Genomic DNA, 24,676 nt, shown 5'->3' with positions numbered 1-24,676 from the left:
AGAAGATCCATTCCTCTCTAAGTTCAGCTGAAATCCACAAGACCATCAAGGTCAAGAGTTACAAAGTGATCTTCAATTGTTTCTGCTCTTCGGATCTGGACAACGCTGCTGTCTTCCCTTAACAGTAATTCAGCAGAACGGAGTTTCCCATTGTAGTTGAATCCCATTGCATGGCCATGGGCACCGGAATCATGGATCGCAAGAATATCGCCACGTTCTACTTCAGGGAGCATTCTATCAATTGCGAACTTATCGTTGTTCTCACAGAGTGAACCTGTAACATCATACAGATGGTCTTCCGGCTTGTTCTCCTTTCCAAGAACGGTTATATGGTGATAAGCACCGTAAAGTCCTGGTCTCATGAGATTTGCCATGCATGCATCGGTACCGACATAATCTTTATAGATATGCTTAAGGTGTCTTACTTCAGTGACAAGATATCCATATGGTCCTGTGATCGTCCTGCCACATTCAAGGTAAATTTTCAATGGGTCGAGACCGTTTGCCTTGATGCTCTTCTCATATTCGTCACGGACACCTTCTGCAATGACATCATAAGGAACCGCTTCCTGATCGAGTCTGTAAGGGATGCCGATTCCACCGCCAAGATTGACGAAATCGAATCGAATATCAAGCTCATTTGATATCTCAACTATAACTTCAAAGAGCAGTTTTGCTGTCTCAACAAAGTATGATGGTTCGAGTTCGTTCGATGCTACCATTGTGTGAAGGCCAAAACGCTTGACACCTTTTTCCTTTAGCATCCTGTAACCTTCAAAAAGCTGCTTTTTTGTAAATCCATACTTTGCCTCTTCTGGATTTCCAATGATGGCATTACCTTCTTTCAATGGTCCGGGATTGAACCTGAAACAAACAAGCTCGGGAAGTTCTGCTTCTTTCTCAAGGAATTCGATATGACTGATATCATCAAGATTAATGATTGCACCAAGTTCTTTAGCTTTTACAAATTCCTCTGCAGGAGTGTCGTTAGAACTGAACATGATATTCTCGCCAACAATACCTGTCTTTTCTGCAAGCAGAAGTTCAGGAAGCGAACTGCAATCAGCACCAAAGCCTTCACTTTTTAGTATTTTAAGAATGTATGGATTTGGCAGTGCTTTGACTGCAAAGAATTCCTGAAAGCCTTCTACTATACTGAACGCATCTTTGAGTTTTCTTGCATTGGTTCGGATGGCCTTTTCATCGTAGATATGGAATGGGGTTGGAAACTGCTTCTTTATTTCCAGTATCTGTTCTTTTGTGAATGGAAGTGTTTTTGATACCATAATATTTAGGTCTCCTTTAGTGTTTCTGAATCACTCTACTAACTTTAAAGTTAATACTATTTTCGATAAGGAAAATTGCTTCCGGTCAAGAGGGAAATGCAAGAGAATAACATGTATTGGTTCTATACTGGTTCTATACTGGTGCTATAATGGTGCTATAATGGTTTTTATATAATGAAAGTTGCAATCTATTTATGAAAGCGCTATTTAGCCTTCTGGAAAACTCAGAGTATTGTGTTGTTCTTACAGGTGCAGGTGTATCAACATTTTCAGGCATACCCGATTTTCGGGGAAGGTCCGGGGTATACAATAAATTTGATGCAGACCTTATTTTTTCGATAGATCACTTCAACAAAGATCCGGCATATTTTTATGCTCATTCAAAGAGTTTCATCTACGACCTTGAACACAGGCAACCAAGTATCGTGCATAGTGTGCTCTCTAAACTTGAAGAGAAAGGGATAATAAAAGCAATCATAACCCAAAATATTGACATGTTGCATCAGAAGGCAGGTTCAAAAAATGTTATTGAAGTACATGGTTCTCCACAAGAACATGTCTGCCTTGCTTGTGGTAAGAAATATTCTTATGAATATATTGCAGAGTTGCTTAAGGCAGAAGGGTTTCCTCTCTGCAATGAATGTGGAGGACTGGTAAAACCTGACATCGTTTTTTATGGTGAAATGCTGAGGCAGGACACAATTGAAAAAGCTATACAGGAAAGTTCAAAGGCTGATCTCATGTTGGTCCTTGGATCAACTCTGGTGGTCCAGCCAGCTGCCAGCTTACCCCTTTATACGATCGAAAATGGTGGGGAACTTGTTATTGTGAATGATATGAAAACACCCCTTGACGGATATGCAAAAAGGCTATATGATGACCTTGGAGATGTGTTTATCTCCGTTGCAGAATATTTTGATATTGACCCTTGATATAATTTTAATCAATAAACTATAATAATATACCTGCAATATATGAATCAAAGATGAACTTGATACCGGATTTTATCAAACGGAACGATCCATGTGCACACGGACAGTTGATACTGTCTATGATCTTCATGTTCACGTTTTTTGCATTCCCTTTCGTTGGCGTGAATGTTTTGATAATCATATTTATGGTCATACTTATTTCACTCAGGTATCTTGAAAGCAGACCACATTTATTAAAAAGACTCGATCCGATGCTCAGAACGAGATCAACACAGGCATTTGTTGCTTCGATCTTGATACTGTTCCTGGTGAGTTTTGTGCTTGACTCCTTTGCCTGTAACTATCCAATATTCGTTATAGGACAGGTTGTTGCCATCTCAACAATAGGGCTAGGTTCTGCAACGTTGGTTCGTTGTCATAAGGGATCATCATATGCGTCTCTTATGAACAGTGATTATCCTGAAAGGGAATTCATAAAAGATGAGACGAGGATAAATTTTATACCCTCAAGTATCACGATGTTAATAATTGGAATTCTCTTTGCATCAATTGCCGGTCTTTGGATAGTCTACTGGCAGGGTGCGAACATATCCTATAATATGATATTTTTCGTAGCAGTGATAGGTTCAATAACTGCCGGATTGTTCGAATCGATCCCTTCAAAGATAGATAAGAACATATCCATTCCACTTGGTTCAGGTATGGCAATGTGGTTGTTCTTCTCATTTGGATATTCGATCCCAACGAACCAAATACTGTTCGCACTTCTCTTTTCGATGTTCCTTGGTTATCTTGCATATTGTGCAAAGATAGCTGACATCTCTGCTTCCCTTAGTGCAACTCTTATCGGTGTACTGATAATCGCATTTAGTAACATCTACTGGTTCATACTTCTTCTGACATTTTTTATTCTTGGTGGCATGTTCACCAAATATAAGTACAAGCTCAAGGAATCGATGGGCATCGCAGAAGGAAAGGATGGGGTTCGAACATACGAAAATGTGTTCAGTAACAGCACAGCTGCCCTTATACTTGCTATTGCGTATGGTATCTATCCTCAGTATGGTGAACTGATAATCTTTGCATATCTTGGCACGGTAGCAACAGCTGCTGGTGATACTCTTGCAAGTGAGATCGGTACGACTGCACAACAACAGCCAAGGATGATAACAAGTCTGAAACCCGTGAAAACTGGAGTCGATGGCGGGGTGACATTACTTGGTGAGCTCTCATCGATTGGCGGGTCGGCAATAATTGCAATTTTTGCAATCATGTTCGCAATGGTCGATAGTCTTTATGCAGCCTTGGTCATAACGGTTGCCGGAGGTTTTTTAGGTACGAACATCGACAGTCTTCTTGGTGCGACACTGCAGAATAGGGGATTATTGACCAATAGTGGTGTAAATTTTGTTGCTACCTTTGCAGGTGCAATTATTTCTGCAGGATTGTACCTGTTATTATTCTAAAGTGATCTATATACGAGGCTGTCAAAAACTTTGATGTTAAACTTTATTTGATATGTTACCTTCCCAGTATTTCTTTTTTACAGCCAAATAATTCAACACTCATTCGGGTGTTTTAAATATTCTTTTTAGCTGATTAGGTAATGTTTGTCTGTAATAATTTTCGATTGGATTTGTTGTTTTAGAAACAAATCCATCTACCATAAACAAAGTCAATCTATTAAAATCTCTAGTGATTTTGTCTATTGATCTATAAAGAGCATATGGAATTTTCTTAATACCGTCTATTAAATTTTGAAGCCTATTGATTGCGATACTTACATCATATGTTCTAAATATCTCTTTTATTTCTGTAAATGTTAAACACATGTTTATCTTTTCACGGTAACTAACAAATTTTGATTTTAACTTTTTGAATACATCGTTTCCAATCAATTTATACAAATAAAATATGCAAAGTTGATGTTTTATCTCAAGTTTATCCATTATCGATTTGTACTTTATCCGATGATCAGTAGATATTGCATAAATTAGTCTGTTTGATGTTGCTTTTTCAATAAAATCCTTTACTGTATCATATTCAAGATTAGTAACGATCATTTCTTCAACTGGTTTATTGAATATTGAATCAATCAAACTGAGCCTATAAAATCGTCTTCCATTCAATTTTAAATATTGTTCATCATAGCAATAATAACCCGAGTATTCTTTTGTAGCTTCTGAAGTCACTTCTTTGTTTGATTTCCTTATCCAGTTATAGATGGTTTGATGGGATGGGGAGCAATCATAAAGTGAACTGAATATTTTTTGTAAATGTCTAAATGAACAATATCCTGTTTCATAACTGTCTTCAATATACTGTTCATATGTTCTGGCATATTGATGACCTTTTTTGACAATTGGGTCAAGAGGTGTTGTAAATCTTTTAGAGCATTTTTTGCAATAATACCTTCGTACGTGGATTATTTGACTTCCAAATTCTGCTAACTTTAACTTACGCGTATAATACTCTTGTTTATTTATTTTATTGGAACCACATACGGGGCACTGAGGATGTAAAAGATCAAAATGGTTGTCAGCATGCAAAACAAGTTCCTTCTCATTTCGAATGTTCCTTTTTCCAGTTGAACTAAAATGGGATATGATTGCTTTTTCAAAAGTTGTAATGCCTGAAAAACAATCAGTTAATTTAAGTTGTATTGAGTCAATGTGGGATGCGAAAGTGGATGTTATATTAGGTGTCATAACCATTCATCCACTTTCATAATATATATTCATTGTGATTGATTAGTTGTAACTTTCTAACACCAAAGTTTTTGACAGCCCCCTATATACAATAAACTTATATTCTAAGCAAACCCATTTTTTCATAATGGGTGGTAAAGGCGATATATCGATTTTTCAATTTCTTTGGGAGATACGTTTTATATTTTTGTTCTATATCGTGGGTGATGGAATCACTACGATGGTAGCTCTTGGATACGGACAGGAGGCGAATTTTTTCCTTGAAGGCATAATGCTTGATTATGGCATCTACACTATATTCCTGCTTAAATCTCTTTATATTGCTATCATTTTCTATAATTATAAAGTACTGGTTAGTTTGAATCATGTTTATATGCCTTACATATGGAAAAGTATCAAATATTCGATTGGAACACTCGGATTAGTATTAACTGTAAATAATCTCATGGTGATCTATTTGAACTGGAGTTTTGTCCAGTCTTTTACATCAAGGATAGTAGTGTTCATTCAGCAAACTTCAAATATCTTCTGAGACAACTTCTTATTATGAATATAAAAGGGATTGCTTCTGATACACTGGATTTTATTCTCAAAGTAAGCGAATCCACCTCCCCTAATGAATTTGCTGGTCTGTTACAGGAAAAGGATGGCATTATAACAGAAGTTCTCATACTCCCCGGAACCGAATCAAGTGAGATCAATGCTGTTATAAAGCTCTTTATGATGCCTAATGTTTCATCTGTCGGCTCGGTTCACAGTCATCCGGGACCGAATATAAGGCCATCAAATGCAGACCTGAGACTATTTGGCAAAACCGGAAATTGTCACATAATCGTTGGCCAGCCATACGATGAGAGCAACTGGCAGTGCTACAATGCAGATGGAGAACCTATAGAACTTCCAGTGCTGGACGTTAAAATCGAAGACGAATTTGATGATGAAGATCTTTTATGATGCCTTACAACAATTGATGTTGTAATGTGCTATAATTTATTTGTCTTTTTATTTATTTCATTGTTCGATCCCATGCTTTAATATTAGCATATATTAGGGCTCTGTAGAAATCCTATCAAAATCCATATCTATAGACTGGAATTGAGATTATAATCCAATCTCGTGCAACACATTCAATAATATTTTTATATTTGATTATTGTCCGAATATTGAGGATTTCTACAGAGCCAAAATAACAAAGAATATTAAGGTATTTGATATCCCTGTAGAGAAAATACGTGTTCTACAGGGCATCATCATGCTTGATTATTATGATCTCATCCAGTCATTCCAGACTCCTGCTTTCATTTTCAGGATATTAGTAATGTCCTCAAGCTGTTCTTCCGGAATACCGATAACCATTTCATCGTCCTTGAGTCCTGCATTCTTGGCAGCGCCATCACAACCAATAGAGATGTTAACTTCTCCGGTGATGTATGGTGAACCGGTAGCATCGGCACATGTGGACTGGATACCTGCAAAGTTTGCAGTCATACGACCACCACGTCTATAGATCACAGAATGTGCGATCCTTCTGGCTACAAGGGTGTTTCCGATCACGATAATAACATCAGGTCTTGTTGGTGTGTTGTCCAGGGGAGCAACGATCGTTGCAACGGTTGATCCGGGAGCAGGTCTTGGCATGTTGTCTACAACACGCTTAGCAACACTCAGGGATATTTCCTTTCCAAGTTTATCGAAATATAATTCCCCACTTTTGATCTTGTCAGGATAGTCCTGTAATCCTATAGCTGCAGCACCACCTTTGCAGGCATGCTCACCCATGGTAGCAAAAGTGACCGTATCATTGAACCTGGCATCCTGAAGCATCTGGCAATATCTTCTTGGGATCTCTATCTTTTGTAAGTCTTCAGGAATATCGATTTCCCTTTTTAATAATGATATTGCTACTGGTTTTCCTTTAAGCTTTAGTGTTTCAATCAGCGTCTCACTCATTTTTGTATAATCCATGTTATTACCTCTGGAATTTGTACCTATATCAGGGATAAAAGTTAATTTATCTCTGTTAATTGTATATCCAGTAACATCTCATATGAGAATATATATATAAGCATTATGGATAATCTATATATACATACTCCCATGTGAGTATTATATAATAATTACTAACTATGAATGAGGAAATTATATGAAGATATGTGTAACAGCTACAGATAAAAATCTTAATGCAGCACTGGATTTACGTTTTGGAAGATGTCCCTACTTTATCATCGTAGATTCGGAAACTATGGAATTCAAAGCAGTTGATAACTCGGCAGCTTCCGCGGCAGGCGGAGCAGGTATACAGGCTGCTCAGAACATTTCTGACAAAGGGATCGATGTCCTCCTTACCGGTAGCATCGGTCCTAACGCCTTCCCGATCCTTTCTGCAGCCGGAATTCAGGTAATGACAGGAGCCAGTGGTTCAGTTACAGATGCGATCAGTCAGTACAAAGAAGGTCAGTTGCAGGAAACTGGCGGCCCAACAGCACAGGCACATGCGTCCATAGCTCCACCCGGCAAAGGGGTGGGTGGACGCAGATCGGGCGGCTCCGGCAGAGGCATGGGAGGCGGCGGTGGAGCTGGCAGAGGCGGAGGAATGAATCGTTAAATTCAGGACTATGGGGTGATAAGATGAAAATATGTGTACCTTCAAGCGGTAAAGGCGGACTCGATGATCTCGTTGGCCAGCATTTTGGTAGGGTCCCGACCTACACTATAAAAGACACTGAAACGAATGAAATTAGAACGATTGAAAATAAAAGTGAACATATGGGAGGAGTAGGGCTTCCTCCAGAGCTCCTGTCACAGGAAGGAATTGATGTCATGCTTTGTGGGGGACTTGGGGACAAGGCTGTACAGCAATTCGAACAGTTTGGTATGGAAGTATATGTTGGTGCCAAAGGAACAGTGGAAGAGGCTATAATGGCATGGGAAGCCGGCAAACTCCCAAAGGCCACGAGTGAAAATGCCTGCCAGACCCACGACCACCATCACAACCACTGAAAATAAAGCGTAAAAACTAAAATGAGGTGAGACCAATGTCAGAAGAATATAAATGGTTCTTAAAAGATGCAGTTGTAGATACCGGAATGTGTACCTTATGCGGTGCCTGTGCTGCGGTTTGCCCCTATGAGATAATCGAATTCGATGAGAACGGACCAAAATTAAAGGAAGAATGCTACAGGAATGGAGAAGGCGCCTGTAAGGATGTTTGCCAGCGTGTCATGACAGATGCAGCTCGCATCTCAATGAACGTGTTCAATTTCAAATCACTGCCACCATCACTTATCGGCCAGTACCAGAAGATCGTTTCTGCAAGGGCCACAGATCCTTCAATCGCTGAAAAAGGACAGGATGGAGGAGCAGTGACCGCTCTCCTTGGATACTGCTTTGACAATGGTCTCATTGATGGTGCTGTTACTACTGCAGGTTTTACAAAACCGGATTCCTGCATCGTTGCGAGCAAAGAAGAACTCCTGGACACCCAGGGTGCCAAATATTCAGCAGTTCCTGTGATGGCTGCACTACGCCAGAGCAAGGATGAACTGAAAAATGTCGCAATGGTAGGTGTTCCATGCCAGACATACGGAACCAGAAGGACACAGTTCTTCACAGGTCTGAACGTTCACCCGATGGAAGTCGGAATGAATGGTGAAAAAGCTGACATTCCAAATATACCATATACGATCGGTCTGTTCTGCATGGAGAACTTTAACTACGAAAAGTTATCCGAGCACATGAAAAGTATAGGTATCGATCTGGACAAGATCAGAAAATATGCTATCAGACTTGATGTGATGATCGTAACTACCGATGACGGGGAAATTGAGATCTCCCTGAAGGACATCGCTGACTGTGTATGGGATGGATGCCGTATCTGCAGGGATGCTGTTTCCAAAGTTGCAGATATATCAGCAGGACATGTTGGCTCATCTACCGGATGGACCACTTTAATAGCCCGCAATGATAAGGGCCTGGAACTTCTTGAAGCAGCAGAAAAAGCTGGATACATAGAGACCGTCGATGATGTCGATATCAGTATGATAGAGGACTTTGCAGCTATCAAGATGAGAAAGTTCAACAAAGAGCTTGATAAGCGTCTTGATGGTGGAAAGAAGGTGAACTTCTACTGGGTACGTGATTATCCCGGCGTAAGACCAGAGGCGAATGGTACGAATTTTGTGAAGATCAAAACCAACTCCGGTATCGTACAGCATGATTACATTGCCAGGGTTGCTGAACTTGCAGAGAAGTATGGAGATGGCAGCCTTGAGCTTACCTCAAGGAAGAGTGTTGAGATACAGGGTGTCAAAGGCAAAAATGTCGATAGCCTGATGGCCGATGTCTATGGTAGTGGTCTCAAGACCATTGGAATGGGTTATGCTAATGCCTGTCCGGGAATGGACTACTGTCCCGAGGGACTCGTTACTACTAAAGATCTTGCAAATGAACTTACAATGCAATTCGCCCAGAAGCTCACTCCACACAAAATGAAGATCGGTGTGGCCGGATGTCCGAACAGTTGTGTAAGGGCAGAGAGTAATGACATTGGTATTGTAGGTCAGCTCCGGCCGAAGGTCGATACGGAGAAATGTACAGGATGCGGAAGATGCAGTGAATTGTGCAAACTGAATGCTATCTCTGTGATCTCAGGAAAAGCTGTCATTGACAGGGACCTCTGCATCAACTGTGGATGGTGTGTCCGGGGATGCCCACACGAGGCTGCGGTTGAAGATCAGAAAGGTTATTCTGTCTGGATCGGCGGGAACGATGGAAGAAGGCCAACTAATGGTGTTCTCCTAAAAACATTCTGCACAAAAGAGGAGATTCCATCCCTTGTAGATAAGGTAGGTAAGACCTTTGTCAAATATAGAACTAAACCCGGAAAGGAACGACTTGGTAACATCATTGAACTGGTAGGAGAAGGTCAGTTCATCAGTGAAGTTCTGAAAGAATAAGTGGAATGAAAGACCCCTATGGGGGATCTTTTTTTTGCTTGTTGTTTATTGGGTGAACCAGATATGGCTGTAAAAGAAAAACTCCGATTGGGTGCAAGTGCTTCAAAGAACTCTACCATTGTACTGGTTTTTCTTGCAGCAATAAAAGGTACCGTGGGGTTCTATTCAGGCAGTTCCTCCCTTATCGCAGATGCTATTCACACATCAATGGATATCTTTACATCCCTTGCAGTGTGGATCGGGCTAAAGCTAAGCTTGAAAAGTAGCGGGGAACAATTCCATTATGGTTACTACAAAGCAGAGAACCTTGTGGCTCTTTTTGTCTCAGTACTCATTTTATTATCCGGGGTCGAACTTGTCCGTGGGGTCCTGAAAAGTATAAAGGACCCTGTTGAACTGGAACATCAGGGACTGGCGCTTGGAGCGGCTGTGTTCTCTGTAATTACTATTTATGCCCTTTCACAGTATAAGTTCAAAATAGGAAGACAGATAGGTTCACAGGCATTGATCGCAGATGCTACTCATTCGTATACAGATGTATTTAGTTCCATTGTCGTTGTTGTTGCTATTACCGGTTCGATGTTTGGTATACACTGGCTTGACGGTGTCGGGGTTCTTGTTATATCATTGATTATCTTCAAGCTTGGGATCACAACAGCAAAGGAATCAGCACTGACTCTGATGGATGCATGGCTGGACAGTGATTCTCTCGAACGTATCCGGCGTTCAGTGAACCATATCCCCGGTGTTAACAAGGTTGATGATATCAGGCTCAGAAGATCCGGTCTTGTGGTCTTTGGAGAGATGCAGGTAGAAAGTGCAGGAGAATACGACCTACAAATCGTGGAAATGCTTTCCGTTGAGATAGAAGAAGCGGTTAAAAGTGAGATCCCAAATCTGGAACATATTTCAGTCGATGTAAAACCCGGAAAAATATCCGTGCTCAAAGTCGCGATCCCTATAATGATACCTGAGGGATTACAGTCGAAGCTATCCAGACATATTGGAAAAGCTCCCTATTATATTTTCATCGAGCTGAAAGACAACAAAATAATGAGCTGGGATATTGGTGAGAACCCTGCTGCTGATCTGGATCGAAAAAGAGGTGTAAAGACAGCGGAATACCTGGAAGAACAGGATGTTAATATTGTTATAGTAAAGGACATCGGTGGAGGTCCATTCCACAAATTCCATGACAGCTTTATCAAACTGTTAGAGATGCCGGATGATGTGGAAGATGTTGAAACACTTATTGGGAAGATCCCTGAGTTGAGTATGATCACCGCTCCTACAGAGTAATATAATTTAAGAATCGGAGAACCTGAAAATGAAAATTGCGATAGCAAGCGGAAAAGGTGGAACAGGCAAGACTACAGTAGCAGTAAATCTTGCACTTTCCTTAAAGGATGCACAACTGTTCGACTGTGATGTGGAAGAACCTAATTGCAACCTGTTCCTTGGATATGATCTTGAGAAAATAGAGGATGTGAATGTTAAGACACCAGTTGTTGATAAGAATAAGTGTGACCTTTGCGGCAAATGTTCAGATTTTTGCCAGTTCAATGCCCTTGCCATTTTACCTGAAGATGTAATGATCTTCCCAACACTCTGTCATGGATGTGGTGGATGCACTATTGTATGTCCGAATAAAGCTATCAGCGAGGTGGACAGGAAAGTCGGAGTCATCGAAGGGTCGGTAAATGGAGAACTTGCGTTCTGTCAGGGACTGTTGAAGATAGGGGAACCCATGACATCACTTGTGATCAAGGCCCTGCAGGAGCATATCGATAAGAATGCGACTGCCATCATCGATGCACCTCCGGGTACTGCCTGCCCGGTCATTGCTTCGGTGAAGAATGTCGATTACTGTATCCTTGTGACCGAATCGACACCTTTTGGGTTCCATGACCTGAAGCTTGCTCTTGATGTTATGAGGATACTGGGAATACCTTTCGGTGTGGTGATAAATCGATGCGATATCGGTGATAATAGGGTAGAAGAATACTGTATTGAAGAGGGGATCCCGATCTTGATGAAGATCCCTTACGATAGGGAGATAGCAAGATTGTATTCGAAGGGCATTCCCTTTGTCAATGAGATGCCTGAGTGGAAAGACAGATTTCTCAGGCTTTTCCGGGATGTTACCTCACTGTCTGAAATGAGAGATCGTCCTGAACAATGATCAAAGGAGTTGATATTAATGGTAAAGATCGGATTAGTAAGATGTGAAATAGCCTCTAGGTCCTGTCCGGGCACTTCCTGTTTTAAGGCGATAAAGAATGGGACAGGTACACTTGAAGAGTTCAAGGATGAGGAGATTGACATCATTGGCATGGTCACATGCGGAGGATGCCCAGGAAGAGATTCAATTAGGCAGATCAGGGAAATGATAAGGAGAGGAGCTGAAGTGATATTCCTCTGCACCTGCATGATAAAACCAATCCCTAACCCCCCGAAGTGCCCTTATGCTGAAGAACTTGCAGAAGCGATCAGGGATATTTGTGATGTCAGGGTCATCATGGGAACACACTGATGTTTCCCGAGATATTTTGAGATTGGAGAAATAACATGAAACAGCTTACTATAATAAGCGGAAAAGGTGGCACAGGAAAGACTACTATTGCAGCAGCGTTTGCTTCGCTTGCAGAAAACGCTGTAATAGCTGATTGTGATGTGGATGCAGCTGATATGCACCTGATATTGAATCCGGAGATAATTGAAACAATCGACTTCTATGGTCTGAAGGAAGCCTATATTGATGACTCTTTGTGCATCCAATGCGGCTTGTGTAAAGAAGCCTGCAGATTCGATGCAATTACTGATAATATCAAGGTCGATAGCTTCGAATGTGAGGGCTGTGGAGTATGTGCTCACATCTGTCCTGAAGGAGCTATAACGTTGGTCGAAAGAAAAGCAGGAGAAGCCTATCTTTCTGAAACCAGATTCGGACCGATGGCACATGCAAAGCTCAGTGTAGGAGAGGAAGCAAGTGGTAAACTGGTAGCGTTTGTAAGGGAAAAGGCCAGAGACCTTGCTGATAGATATGACAAAGAACTAATAATCATCGATGGTCCTCCTGGAACAGGGTGCTCTGTTATTGCTTCCATTACCGGTGTTGATATGGTTGCAGTCGTAACCGAACCCAGCGTATCAGGAATTCATGATCTTGAACGGGTTCTGAGCGTAGCCGGCCACTTTAATATTCCGGCTGTGGTCTGCATAAACAGGTACGATATAAATGAAGAGAACACTCGCTTTATTGAAGATTATTGCAGGGATAATGGGATCGATGTTGTAGGAAAACTTCCTTTTAGCAGAATTCCGACCGAGGCAATGATCCTGGAAAAAACGGTGATGGAATATTCAGGTAATGAATTGTCAGGTGAGTTTTCAGAAAAACTAAAAGATATGTGGGAAAAAGTTATGAGAAGCCTGAACTGAAACATGGTTCATGCTTCAGGCTATGCTTTCATATATACATCACATAGTACGTTTGACCGCAAGCATCCTGTCAAGGGCTTCCTTTGCCTTAAGCCTTGTATCTTCAGGTACAGTGATAACATACTGCATGTTCTCAAGAGCATCGAGGACGGATTCAAGAGTTGTTATCTTCATGTTCGTACAGATGGTGAACTCGGAAACATAATATAACTTCTTTTCCGGATTCTCTTTACTCAGCCTGTGAAGGAGTCCGTTCTCCGTACCTATGATGAATTCCTTTGCATCGGACTTCTTTGCATAGTTCAACATACCGGTTGTGCTCAACACCTCATCAGCAAGGTCCAGAACTTCTGTGCGACATTCGGGATGTGCCAGGAACAGTGCATCAGGATGTTCCTCTTTTGCTTTAATTACGTCATGGCCACGCATCTGGTGATGTGTAGGACAGAAACCATCCCATGAGTAGATCATCTTATCCGTGAAACCTGCAACATAGTTTCCGAGGTTCTTGTCCGGGACAAAGATCACCTCATCTTCCTCGAGAGAGTTCACCACATCGATGGCATTGGCTGAGGTGCAGCAAATATCACTCTGTGCTTTTATCAGTGCAGATGAGTTCACATAGCACACAACAGCAGCATCAGGATGTTTCTTCTTTTCGTCATCAAGTGATATGACATCGACCATTTCAGCCATGGGGCAGCCTGCATCCTTTTCCGGAAGGAGTACTATCTTTTCCGGACTTAGAATGGCCGCACTCTCTGCCATGAAATCAACACCACAGAATACGATAACATCTGCATCAGAATTGACAACTTGCTGGCTTAATCCAAGAGAATCGCCTGTAAAATCTGCAATGTCCTGTACTTCAGGACGCTGATAGTTATGAGCAAGAATAACTGCATCAAGTTCCGTTTTTAAAATATTGATCCTTTCAATGATCTTTTTCATGTCCTGCATCTTCTCACCATGTAAATATCTCTTATTGAGCTATATCAATCTTACCTGATTTTTATAAATTCTATTCAATTTTATCGTTGTATTCTACTTAAGTAAGATAAGCGATAATACTTCCTGTTAACGCTGTTATCATGCGGTTGTAAATATTTGTTGCTTTAAGTAATTAACGGCAGCTTAAAATGTTGCATAAGTATAAATTAATGTAAAACCCTCTTAATTTAGGGAGTGAAATAAATGGTAGAGACCAAAATAAAAGTTGACGGCATGTCATGTGGACACTGCAAGATGCATGTTGAAAAAGCAATATCCGGAGTTGCAGGAGTTTCATCCGTAGATGTCGATCTCGACAAAGGTGAAGCTAAAGTCTCCTATGATGAAAATGCAACGGACATCGATGCTATCAAAAAAGCTGTGAACGATTCCGGATACAAGGCTTAAGGCCTTACCCTTTTATTATTTTTTTATGCTACACGGTAAGCAGTATTTTCAGACAGAAATATCCTATTAACAATGGTGCAACAACATGGAAGCTAAGATAGATGTTCTTGGAATGACATGTATGCATTGTCACGAGAGGGTTACAAAAGCCATCTCTGCGCTTAAAGGCGTGGAAAGTGTCGATGTAAGTCTTGAAGAGAACAATGCGACCGTCATTTTCGATCCTGAAAAGGTCAGCCTTGAAGAGATCGAACAGGCAATTCTCGGTTTAGGTTATGAGGTAGGGAAGGATGACAATTCTGGAATCCCGGATGATCTGACAGAGGACACAGAAACGATCGAGGTGGGGGACACGGTCGATGCAGAGGGAAAAAGCAACTCACATCCAACACCCGTTGAGCTTCTTCAGGAGAATGGTGAGAAAGTAACTCAGAAAGCAGATAAGGAGCCTGTGGAAACTACGTTGAAAGTTACAGGCATGACCTGTGCTGCCTGTGCTATTCGCATAGAGGATGCCCTTAAGAAACAATCTGGTGTGCTATCTGTAACGGTCAATCTTCCCCTTGAGAAAGCTTCTGTCACTTATGATCCACAGCTATTCACAACGGAAAAGCTGGAAAAAACAGTTGAAGATACCGGTTATGGGATACTGAAAGATGAGATGGCATTTGATGTCGGGGGTATGACATGTGCTGCCTGTGCCACAAACATTGAACGTGCCCTGAAGAAGCTTGATGGCGTGAGCGATGCAAGTGTGAACTTCCCCATGTCCACTGCACGTGCCAAATATGATCCCGACAAGGTTTCAGCAGCAGATATGCTCAAAGCCATTGAAGAAATAGGTTATACCGCATCTGTGAAAAAGGAAGGAAGTCCTCTTGACCGCGAAAGGGCTGCAAGAGATACGGAGATGACACATCAGAAGAACAATCTGATCATTGCCGTTCTGCTTACCATCCCGATCGCCCTTGGAGGAATGAGTGCAGGATTTCCCCAGTATCTCTATTTTGTTCCACCCATACTTGCCGACAGGATGGTACTTTTCATCCTTACGACCATCGTTATGGCCTTCCCGGGACGACAGTACTTCGTTGGTGCCTATAAGGGTCTAAGACACAGTTCCGCTGACATGAACCTGCTAATAGCTACCGGTACCGGTGCTGCATACACTATCAGTGTGGTTACCAGTTTCATTGATCTCGGTCCAGGATACCAACACACCTTCTTTGAAACGGCTGCCATGTTGATCACTTTCATAACATTCGGACGCTACCTTGAAGCAAAGGCAAGGGGCAGAACATCCGAAGCTATAAGGAAGCTCATAGGGTTGCAGGCAAGGACTGCACGTGTGATAAGGAACGATGAAGAGGTCGAAGTGGCTGTGGAGGATGTTGTTGCAGGTGACATCGTAGTTGTCAGGCCCGGTGAAAAGCTTCCAGTAGATGGTATTGTTGTGGAAGGAACATCTTCAATAGATGAATCCATGATATCCGGTGAGAGCATTCCCGTGGAGAAGAATGCCGGAGATACTGTAATAGGTGCAACGGTAAATGCAACTGGTTCTTTTAAGTTCAAGGCTACTAAGGTGGGCGCTGATACAGCACTTGCACAGATCATCAAGCTTGTGGAAGATGCACAGACATCAAAGGCACCCATTCAAAGAGTAGCGGACTTTGTGGCCGGGAGGTTCATCGTTACAGTAATTGCGATCGCTGTCATCTCATTCATGTTCTGGTTCTTTATCGGGTACGGTCTATATGATGTTGCCCAGTATTCAGTGATATCAAGCCCATTCCTGTTCTCACTTCTTATCGGTATAACAGTACTTGTGATATCCTGTCCCTGTGCTGTAGGGCTTGCAACGCCTGTGGCTATCATGGTAGGCACCGGTAAAGGCGCTGAGAACGGTATTCTCATCAAAGGCGGCGAAGCGCTTGAGGTAACCCGGAAGATAGGTACCATAGTGTTCGATAAGACCGGCACCCTCACCGAAGGAAAGCCGGTGCTCACAGACGTGATTACATTTGGCGATCACTCAAGAGATGAGGTCCTCTCTCTTGCAGCAACGGCTGAAAAGGGGTCGGAACATCCACTTGGTGAGGCTATCGTAAATGGAGCTGTAGACAGCAATGTTGACATACTGGATACAACAGCATTTGATTCAATTCCGGGTCATGGAGTCACTGCTACCATCGATGGACGGAAAGTACTTCTTGGTACTCGCAAGCTCATGGCCGATAATAATGTCGATGTATCAGGTATGACAGACGCTCTTGAAGAACTTGAACTTCAGGGCAAAACTGCCATGCTGGTCTCAGCCGATGGTAATGCTATTGGTATCGTTGCAGTTGCTGATACGCTTAAAAGAAACTCAGTTCAAGCTGTTTCCAAACTTAAGAGTATGGGAATTGAGGTTGTGATGATGACCGGTGATAACAGCAGGACAGCATCTGCTATTGCATCGGAAGCTGGTATAGACCGTGTTCTTTCCGAAGTGTTGCCTGAGGACAAAGCTGCTGAGGTGAAGAAGCTTCAGAAAGAGAACAAGATCGTCGCAATGGTCGGTGACGGCATCAACGATGCTCCTGCACTCACGCAGGCAGATGTTGGTATTGCCATGGGTGCCGGAACAGATGTAGCCATGGAATCCGCTCAGATAGTGCTTATCAGGAACGATCTCCTTGATGTTGTGGCTTCATTGAAGTTAAGCCGGCTTACCATGAGGAAGATCAAGCAGAACCTGTTCTGGGCTTTCGGCTACAATAGTCTTGGTATCCCAATAGCTGCAGGAATTCTGTATCCTGTGTTCCATCAGGTGCTTGTCACTCCTGCAATGGCAGCAGCGTTTATGGCAATGAGCTCGGTCTCGGTCGTGACGAATTCCCTGCTGATGAAGAGAAGCAGAATAAAATAATTTACTTTTAAGAAGAGGCATTCGCAGCAACACTTTTGTTGTTGTAGAAATGCCTCTTCATGCCATTATTTAATATTTGGTCTTTCCGGGATGTATCGGTTTCACACCATTTCGATATGTACCACGCATACACTTTCTGTTGAAACACTGTCGATCTTGTTTTGATATACATCGTGCAGATATATCCTGAACATCAACTGATTCCCATCTTCTGAATACACATCCCAGCCTGATCCCAGATCATCTGAGATAGTCAAGACCTGATCGTCTACGAAATCACCGTTCCTGGAAACCTCCAACCACGCCCTTCTGCCTTCTATATCGATCTGCTTTGGAATGAGATTATAATTATCCGGCAGTTTGAATGTCTCACCAGTACTTAGAACGTAACTATCGGAGAAGGAGAATGTCTGCTCTCTTAATACTTCATGTGGAATGATCTCTTCATCAGGATGTTCAGAAAAATCATTCAAATATTTTGATGGGACAAAGTTTGCTGAAAGTATCAGTGATGAAATTAATATAACGATGAGAACAGATGTTAATATTAGTACATTCGCCATTTTTTTTGAAGTCTTGTCCATGATTGTAATTGAACCCCCACAAAATATACTTTAATCGTACTTTGTAAAAACGTACATCGTGGTATAATAATATTTTGGAAACATGAATTGTTACAAAAAATAAGATACTATTAAAATAATGACCAAAATAGAGGACAGTGACATAAAAATAAGCCCCGTGATTTCGTTCCTTATATCTGACATTTCTGCATTAGGGGTGTTAAAGATAGAATAACGTCGGTTTGCTAACTTTAGATATTTATACTGTCAAAACCAATTATAATTGGAATTATAGTAAAAAGGATTAATATTATGATTAATTGGAATGTTGTCGAAACAGGAAGTAATATCGTTTTAACTGCTGCTTTAGTTGGTATTACTGGGTACTATGCAAACCAAGTGAAAAAACAGGTTGGTTTTATTGAAAATGATAGGTATTGTAAAGAAATGGAATGTCTTGTTTCACCCTTATATGCTAAAAAAGACAATCATATAATTTTTATGAAAGGGGTACCAGGCTATAGAAACAGTGCTGATAGAACACATCAAGAATATTTTGAATTTTGGGATAGCATTAAGAAATACATGTATTTGGGTTCTGACGTATTACGAAATAATTTACATGTGTACTTTGACTGTAAATCAAATACAGTCAGAGATAGAGAAGAAGATGAGGACTATATAATAGCCAAAAGAAAACTAATCGAATCAATCACAAATAGGTATGAAGAACTAGAAAATAAAATAAATTAATCCCATACTATCAACTCCTTATCCCTGTCCTTTATGTGTAAAAGGTTAAATTAAGTTTTTAAAGAAATTAAGTCATATTATCAATACGATTGATAATCAGGAATGTGTGTATGTCCGGAAATTAGCCCGGATAAACGAAAAGGAATCATACTGCGTATTTTGATGCTAAATTTAGATTATGGGTAATGTCGGTAGCAGTGATCATAAAACTCCTCTGATCGTTTTACTAAGTTCTGGTAACCGTCTAAAAGCTATTTTTAATTGCCAGTCAAACTGGCTAATGCTTCTTTTTTTCAATTTTGATCCGGTACTCCAAATATCCTGATAACTACGGATTGATTCGAAGTTTAGACAATTCTTTAATAAGTGTAGCTCATATTGGAACATGTCGAAAGACGCTCACTATTACCAAATCACAAAAGGAGAATCGATATGAAAAAATATTTTGCATTTATGTCAATTGGCCTGTTGTTGCTCAGTATGACAGCAATAACAGTTGCCATTGCTGCCCCTGAAACTACAGCAGCAGAACCGGAATTGTTTGCCGAACCCATGTTAATAGCAGAACCTGTATTGATATCTGAACCTGCACTGATAGCTGAAAAGATCTCTGCAGATGGATATTATCAGGACATGCTATATCCTGAGATTGAAAGAGAGATAGTTCCTCTACTCGTTGACCCTGGATATTCATATCTTAGAATTAAGCCGGGAGAGTCAGATGAAATGACCGTTGTGCTTTTCAATCACGGTAAAGAACCACTGACACTTGAACCTCATGTTGCACCGAAGGTATTCAGTGATAATATGCTTGACGAGGACTGGGTTACTATTTCACCTGCAAAGGCAGAACTGAGATCAGGAGAAAAGCAGGAGTTCACTATCAAGGTCTCAGTTCCTGAGGATGCTGAACTTGACAGTTATGATGCAAACGTTTTCTTCAGCGATCTCGAAGGGGATGTTTCAGCTCTGTATCCTGGTTACAATGGTGCACTTGAGCTTTCAGTGAACGTCTGGTTGCCACCAAATATACAGATATTCAATTCATACATAAATGACCGTGTGGAAGCAGGTTTAGAGTATGAATATGTTATCAAGCTCAAGAATGTTGCTGACAAGGCAATTTCTATCAACCCTGAATTCGAAGTAAGTGAGAATGAATGGTATGGATACAGTGCACAGGTCTCTCTTGATGAGAAGGACGTTACCATCACAGCACCTTCTGTTATCAAGGCAGGAGAAAAGGCTACTGTAACAGTAAAGGTCAGAGTTCCAGCTGATGCGGAAGGAAATCTCAATGGCAGGATCAACCTGAACATCGATGACAGGACCATGAATGAATGGAGCCAGAAAGTGAACATGAACCTCGATGTCTGGCAACAACCAGAAGACCCGTTCACAACAGGCTTTGTTGCAAGGACAGATGATCCGGTAACCCTCAGGATAATCTCAAGGGACTATAATTATGGTGGCAGCAGCACATCTTCTACAGCACCCACCTTCGATGTTGTGTTGAAGAACGCTGATGGTCAGGTCAAGTCGGTCCTTATCAGTACAGGCCACAGTAGTATTGTCAGTCTTTCACAGCAATCTCCTATCTATTCTGGAATTGCAATGGATGAGGCAAGAGGTGGAGCTATGAGTGGTATGGTTGTTTCAAAAGAGAGCGCAGACGAGGAACAATTCAATGTTTATCAGCAGGGTTCAACAACATATATGGAAGTCTATCTTGCTGATGGTGCTGTTGGGGAATGGACACTTGAGATAATGCCTCACAACACAGAGAATTTTGAATATTCTGTCAACATCGGTCCGGTTGATTGAATCTATTCCAATTATGTCATATGTTAACATGGCACGCAATGCCTTTTTTTACTTCTTCTTTTAACATCACAGCAGATAATGATATAATATATCAATGCTGAAAGTTCAGTGCTTATATTAAAAGAATTGTCGTCTTGCAAGCATTTTTTGTAACGGCTCTAATAAGTTGATAACATGCAGGAAAAAATAATCGAAATCGCATCACGTATATCCGAATTGCGCGAATTATCCGACATAGGTCTTGAGACCATGGCAGAGAAGCTTGGTATCTCTGTGGATGCCTACAAACAATATGATTCCGGGGAATCTGATATTCCTGCAAGCATGTTGTTTGAGATATCACAGATACTCAATGTGGACATGGGACTTCTTCTGACAGGAGAGGAACCGCGCATGCATATCTTTGCGGTCAACCGAAAAGGCAAAGGTACTGAAGTGGAAAGAAGGGTGGATTACAATTATCTGAACCTTGCATCGAACTTTATTCATAAAAAGGCAGAACCTTTCATTGTCAGTGTGGATCCGCGTTCAGATGCTAATTTCCCTTCCATGAACTCCCATCCAGGACAGGAATTCGATTATGTTATAAGCGGTACGCTCAAGGTCTGGATACATGACAATGAGATCATCCTTGAGGAAGGCGATTCAATTTATTTCGATTCCAATTTTGCTCATGCAATGGAAGCGGTTGGAGATGAGCCGGCAAAATTCCTTGCAATGGTTCTCTGATAGTTTTGCTATCTGAACCTTATTTATTTTTATATAGAAAACGGGTGTAAATATGTCATCTTTATTGGAAGAATATGTCTCACGTACAGATTTTGGATCATATGAGGACTTTAAGAAAAATTTCAAGATCAACATTCCTGAAAATTTCAATTTCGCATACGATGTCGTCGACAGATATGCAATGGAACAGCCTGATAAAAGAGCACTTGTCTGGTGTGATGATAACGGCAATGAACTGGTCTATACCTTCAAGGACCTGAAACACTATAGTGACAAAGCTGCTAATCTGTTCAAAAAATACGGTATCGAAAAAGGCGATGTTGTTATGCTGACCCTTAAAGGTCGATATGAGTTCTGGATATGTATCCTTGCTTTGCATAAGATCGGTGCGGTAGCCCTTCCTGCAACACATATGCTGACCACAAAGGATGTCACATACCGCATCGAACTTTCCAATATAAAGATGGTAGTCAGTGCGGATGATGAAGGGTTGATGGGATATATTGATGAAGGTCACAAAGGCTATGAGGATATCCTGCTCCACAAGGCATCTCTGAATGGAGGACGTGAAGGGTGGCTGGATTTCACAAAGGAACTGGAGGAAGCTTCTGCTGACTTCACACGTCCGGAAGGAGAAGCTGCTACAAAGAACGAGGAAATTGCGTTGCTTTATTTCTCCTCAGGTACCACAGGACTGCCAAAAATGGTGCAGCACGATTTTGCATATCCTCTCGGTCATATCATCACTGCGAAGTACTGGCAGAACGTCCGCGATGATGGTCTGCACCTTACAGTTGCTGATTCCGGCTGGGCAAAGTGTGTGTGGGGTAAGCTCTACGGGCAGTGGATAAGCGGGACTGCGGTCTTTGTCTATGACTATGAGCGTTTTGATGCTAAGAACATGCTTGAGTTTGCAAGCAAGTATGGGGTAACCACCTTCTGTGCACCTCCGACGATATATCGTTTCCTGATCAAGGAAGACCTTTCACAATATGATTTCAGCAGTCTCGAGTATTGTGTTGTAGCAGGCGAACCTCTTAATCCTGAAGTTTATGAGAGGTTCCTGGAGTTCACCGGACTTAAGCTCATGGAAGGCTTCGGTCAGACCGAGAGCATTGTAAGCATTGCTACTTATCCGTGGATGGAACCTAAACCCGGTTCAATGGGCAAGCCTTCTCCTGAATACGATATCGAGCTTTTGAACCTTGATGACGAAGTCTGTGATTTCGGAGAAGAGGGCGAGATCGTCATCAATACCTCAAAAGGAAAAACAGTAGGTTTGTTCGCAGGATATCGTTCTGATGAAAAGAAGACTAACGAGGTATGGCATGATGGTTATTACCATACCGGAGATATGGCCTGGAAGGACGAGGATGGTTATTTCTGGTTCGTTGGCAGATCTGATGATATCATCAAGAGCTCCGGTTACAAGATCGGACCTTTCGAGGTAGAGAGCGCTTTGATAGAACATCCTGCTGTACTTGAATGTGCTATCACGGGTGTTCCTGATGCTACAAGAGGGCAGATAGTCAAAGCTACGATCGTTCTTGCAAAAGGCTATGTAGCAAGTGAGGAATTGAAGAAGCAACTTCAGGACCACGTCAAGAAAGCTACTGCACCTTACAAGTATCCACGTGCTGTGGATTTTGTTGATTAGCTTCCCAAGACCATCAGCGGTAAGATCAGGCGTGTTGAGATACGCGACCATGATGAAGGAAAGAACTGATAAAGATCATAGAATGTTTCAGGCTCACAATAATTCCTGAAACATACTTTGATACTCGAATAATTCAATGGATAAATTTTTTAATTTAGAGTTTATCTATTTACTACAGGTTGATATCATGTCTGAAAATAGTGAAAATATGAAACCTTATCCGCAGCTTAACAATCTTGAATGTAAGGGCTGTGAAAGATGTATCCCTGCATGTCCAAAAAGTGTTCTGTTCATGAGCGAGAACATCAATGAACGCGGCTATCGTTATGTTGAATACAAGGGTGAAGGCTGCACAGGATGTGGAAATTGCTACTACACCTGTCCTGAGACACTGGCTATTGCAGTGCACATCCCTATAAAGGAAAAATAAGCCCGGAAAGTGAGGTAAAATTATGGCTACACAATTGATCAAAGGTAACTCAGCTGTCATTATTGGCGCATTATATGCTGGATGCGACTGTTATTTCGGTTATCCGATAACTCCGGCAAGTGAGATCCTTCATGAAGCTTCCCAGACATTCCCGAAGCTTGGAAGGAAATTCGTACAGGCGGAATCAGAGGAAGCCGCTATTAATATGGTCTATGGAGCAGCATCTGCCGGCCATAGGGCGATGACCGCATCATCAGGTCCGGGTATGAGCTTGAAACAGGAAGGAATCTCATATCTTGCAGGAGCTGAACTGCCCAGTGTCATCGTTGACATTATGAGAGCAGGTCCGGGCCTTGGTAATATCGGTCCTGAACAGGCTGATTATGCTCAGGTAGTAAAAGGCGGAGGACATGGTAACTATCGCAATATAGTACTTGCACCTAATTCTGTTCAGGAAATGTGCGATCATACGATAAAGGCTTTCGAACTGGCAAGCAAATACCGTAATCCTGTTGTCGTTCTAGCCGATGGTGTGCTTGGACAGATGATAGAACCCCTTCATTTCCCTGACAAGGCTATAACACCTGTCATAGATGAGTCCTGGGCTGTATGTGGTACGAAGGAGACAAAGGAGAACCTTGTCACGTCTATATTCCTGGATTTCGATAAACTTGAGGATTTCAACTATCAACTTCAGGAGAAGTATGAGACGATCAAGAAGAACGAAACCGTCCATGAAGAATATATGACAGATGATGCTTCTATTGTTCTTGTTGCGTATGGTATCAGCAGCAGGATCTGTCATTCAGCTGTAGAGGTTGCAAGACGGGAAGGTCTCAAGGTAGGATTGTTCCGTCCTATTACATTGTTCCCATTCCCTGAAAAGGAGCTTAAAGGCATTGCTGATTCGTATGACTGTACTTTCATCTCAGTCGAGATGAGCAACGGTCAGATGATGGAAGATGTAAAACTTGCTATCGAGTGTAGCAAACCTGTTGAACTGGTCAATCGCTTGGGTGGAAATTTAATAACACTGGATCAGGTCATGGAAATGATCAGAGAAGTTGCTTCAAGGGAGGTATAAAA

General features: G+C 41.6%; 24 protein-coding genes. 19 read left to right on the top strand and 5 right to left on the bottom strand.

Features of this window, described 5'->3' with window-relative positions:
* Positions 1-23: 23 nt before the first annotated feature.
* Positions 24-1,286 (bottom strand): diaminopimelate decarboxylase, encoded by a 1,263-nt coding sequence (locus tag MBUR_RS03190; RefSeq protein WP_011498758.1) that lies wholly within the window; start codon positions 1,284-1,286, stop codon positions 24-26.
* A 194-nt stretch (positions 1,287-1,480) separates the two neighbouring features.
* Between MBUR_RS03190 and MBUR_RS03185 the strand changes: the two genes are divergently transcribed.
* Entirely contained in the window at positions 1,481-2,218 is a 738-nt protein-coding gene (locus tag MBUR_RS03185) for an NAD-dependent protein deacylase (RefSeq protein ID WP_011498757.1), read from the top strand.
* A 53-nt stretch (positions 2,219-2,271) separates the two neighbouring features.
* A complete protein-coding gene (locus MBUR_RS03180) occupies positions 2,272-3,684 on the top strand; it encodes a TIGR00297 family protein (protein ID WP_011498756.1) in 1,413 nt (470 codons plus the stop codon).
* 99 nt (positions 3,685-3,783) lie between these two features.
* On the opposite strand, the gene MBUR_RS12850 is transcribed toward MBUR_RS03180, so the two are convergent.
* Entirely contained in the window at positions 3,784-4,932 is a 1,149-nt protein-coding gene (locus tag MBUR_RS12850) for an ISNCY-like element ISMbu2 family transposase (RefSeq protein ID WP_011498755.1), read from the bottom strand.
* Positions 4,933-5,053: 121 nt separating this feature from the next.
* Here MBUR_RS12850 and MBUR_RS03170 point away from each other — a divergent pair, with 121 nt between their 5' ends.
* Both MBUR_RS03170 and MBUR_RS03165 read left to right on the top strand, forming a co-directional pair.
* A complete protein-coding gene (locus MBUR_RS03170; protein WP_011498754.1) occupies positions 5,054-5,458 on the top strand; it encodes a hypothetical protein in 405 nt (134 codons plus the stop codon).
* A 14-nt stretch (positions 5,459-5,472) separates the two neighbouring features.
* Positions 5,473-5,880, top strand: a complete 408-nt coding sequence (locus tag MBUR_RS03165) for a Mov34/MPN/PAD-1 family protein (RefSeq protein WP_011498753.1) — start codon at positions 5,473-5,475, stop codon at positions 5,878-5,880.
* A gap of 309 nt (positions 5,881-6,189) precedes the next feature.
* Here the strand turns inward: MBUR_RS03165 and MBUR_RS03160 are convergent, their stop codons facing one another.
* On the bottom strand, positions 6,190-6,891 hold the full coding sequence (locus MBUR_RS03160; RefSeq protein ID WP_011498752.1) for a DUF169 domain-containing protein: 702 nt from the start codon (positions 6,889-6,891) through the stop codon (positions 6,190-6,192).
* 178 nt (positions 6,892-7,069) lie between these two features.
* Between MBUR_RS03160 and MBUR_RS03155 the strand changes: the two genes are divergently transcribed.
* The 7 genes from MBUR_RS03155 (at position 7,070) to MBUR_RS03125 (ending at position 13,322) form a co-directional block, all read left to right on the top strand.
* Complete coding sequence (locus tag MBUR_RS03155; RefSeq protein ID WP_011498751.1) at positions 7,070-7,531, top strand: NifB/NifX family molybdenum-iron cluster-binding protein; 462 nt, start codon at positions 7,070-7,072, stop codon at positions 7,529-7,531.
* Between the two features lie 23 nt (positions 7,532-7,554).
* Complete coding sequence (locus tag MBUR_RS03150; RefSeq protein WP_011498750.1) at positions 7,555-7,926, top strand: NifB/NifX family molybdenum-iron cluster-binding protein; 372 nt, start codon at positions 7,555-7,557, stop codon at positions 7,924-7,926.
* Positions 7,927-7,961: 35 nt separating this feature from the next.
* Positions 7,962-9,881 (top strand): Coenzyme F420 hydrogenase/dehydrogenase, beta subunit C-terminal domain, encoded by a 1,920-nt coding sequence (locus tag MBUR_RS03145; RefSeq protein ID WP_011498749.1) that lies wholly within the window; start codon positions 7,962-7,964, stop codon positions 9,879-9,881.
* 63 nt (positions 9,882-9,944) lie between these two features.
* Positions 9,945-11,180 carry a cation diffusion facilitator family transporter gene (locus MBUR_RS03140; RefSeq protein ID WP_011498748.1) on the top strand — a complete coding sequence of 412 codons (1,236 nt, stop codon included), beginning with the start codon at positions 9,945-9,947 and terminating at the stop codon, positions 11,178-11,180.
* Between the two features lie 28 nt (positions 11,181-11,208).
* Positions 11,209-12,063, top strand: coding sequence for an ATP-binding protein (locus MBUR_RS03135; protein WP_011498747.1), 855 nt, complete (start codon positions 11,209-11,211; stop codon positions 12,061-12,063).
* An 18-nt stretch (positions 12,064-12,081) separates the two neighbouring features.
* Positions 12,082-12,414, top strand: coding sequence for a CGGC domain-containing protein (locus tag MBUR_RS03130; RefSeq protein WP_011498746.1), 333 nt, complete (start codon positions 12,082-12,084; stop codon positions 12,412-12,414).
* A gap of 35 nt (positions 12,415-12,449) precedes the next feature.
* Positions 12,450-13,322, top strand: coding sequence for a 4Fe-4S binding protein (locus tag MBUR_RS03125; protein ID WP_011498745.1), 873 nt, complete (start codon positions 12,450-12,452; stop codon positions 13,320-13,322).
* Positions 13,323-13,361: 39 nt separating this feature from the next.
* Here MBUR_RS03125 and nadA read toward each other — a convergent pair whose 3' ends face one another.
* Positions 13,362-14,282: a quinolinate synthase NadA gene (nadA, locus tag MBUR_RS03120; protein WP_011498744.1), complete on the bottom strand. Its 921-nt coding sequence runs from the start codon at positions 14,280-14,282 to the stop codon at positions 13,362-13,364.
* A gap of 234 nt (positions 14,283-14,516) precedes the next feature.
* Between nadA and MBUR_RS03115 the strand changes: the two genes are divergently transcribed.
* Together MBUR_RS03115 and MBUR_RS03110 are read left to right on the top strand one after the other, a co-directional pair.
* On the top strand, positions 14,517-14,720 hold the full coding sequence (locus MBUR_RS03115; RefSeq protein ID WP_011498743.1) for a heavy-metal-associated domain-containing protein: 204 nt from the start codon (positions 14,517-14,519) through the stop codon (positions 14,718-14,720).
* Positions 14,721-14,805: 85 nt separating this feature from the next.
* Positions 14,806-17,634, top strand: coding sequence for a heavy metal translocating P-type ATPase (locus tag MBUR_RS03110; protein ID WP_011498742.1), 2,829 nt, complete (start codon positions 14,806-14,808; stop codon positions 17,632-17,634).
* A 101-nt stretch (positions 17,635-17,735) separates the two neighbouring features.
* Here MBUR_RS03110 and MBUR_RS03105 read toward each other — a convergent pair whose 3' ends face one another.
* Positions 17,736-18,218 (bottom strand): S-layer protein domain-containing protein, encoded by a 483-nt coding sequence (locus MBUR_RS03105; protein ID WP_011498741.1) that lies wholly within the window; start codon positions 18,216-18,218, stop codon positions 17,736-17,738.
* A gap of 291 nt (positions 18,219-18,509) precedes the next feature.
* Between MBUR_RS03105 and MBUR_RS03100 the strand changes: the two genes are divergently transcribed.
* The 6 genes from MBUR_RS03100 (at position 18,510) to MBUR_RS03075 (ending at position 24,674) form a co-directional block, all read left to right on the top strand.
* Positions 18,510-18,950, top strand: coding sequence for a hypothetical protein (locus MBUR_RS03100; RefSeq protein WP_048063194.1), 441 nt, complete (start codon positions 18,510-18,512; stop codon positions 18,948-18,950).
* A gap of 432 nt (positions 18,951-19,382) precedes the next feature.
* A complete protein-coding gene (locus MBUR_RS03095) occupies positions 19,383-20,774 on the top strand; it encodes a COG1470 family protein (RefSeq protein WP_011498740.1) in 1,392 nt (463 codons plus the stop codon).
* Between the two features lie 174 nt (positions 20,775-20,948).
* The gene (locus tag MBUR_RS03090) at positions 20,949-21,503 is read left to right on the top strand and encodes a helix-turn-helix domain-containing protein (RefSeq protein ID WP_011498739.1); all 555 of its coding nucleotides are present in this window, start codon (positions 20,949-20,951) and stop codon (positions 21,501-21,503) included.
* A 52-nt stretch (positions 21,504-21,555) separates the two neighbouring features.
* Positions 21,556-23,160: an AMP-binding protein gene (locus MBUR_RS03085; RefSeq protein WP_011498738.1), complete on the top strand. Its 1,605-nt coding sequence runs from the start codon at positions 21,556-21,558 to the stop codon at positions 23,158-23,160.
* 208 nt (positions 23,161-23,368) lie between these two features.
* Entirely contained in the window at positions 23,369-23,590 is a 222-nt protein-coding gene (locus MBUR_RS03080; protein WP_011498737.1) for a 4Fe-4S dicluster domain-containing protein, read from the top strand.
* Between the two features lie 22 nt (positions 23,591-23,612).
* Positions 23,613-24,674, top strand: a complete 1,062-nt coding sequence (locus MBUR_RS03075) for a 3-methyl-2-oxobutanoate dehydrogenase subunit VorB (RefSeq protein ID WP_011498736.1) — start codon at positions 23,613-23,615, stop codon at positions 24,672-24,674.
* Positions 24,675-24,676: the final 2 nt, after the last annotated feature.

The organism is Methanococcoides burtonii DSM 6242, from assembly GCF_000013725.1.
Lineage (GTDB): Archaea > Halobacteriota > Methanosarcinia > Methanosarcinales > Methanosarcinaceae > Methanococcoides > Methanococcoides burtonii.
The sequence above is the reverse complement of the archived record's forward strand: the minus strand, read 5'-3'. Positions and strand labels throughout refer to the sequence as shown.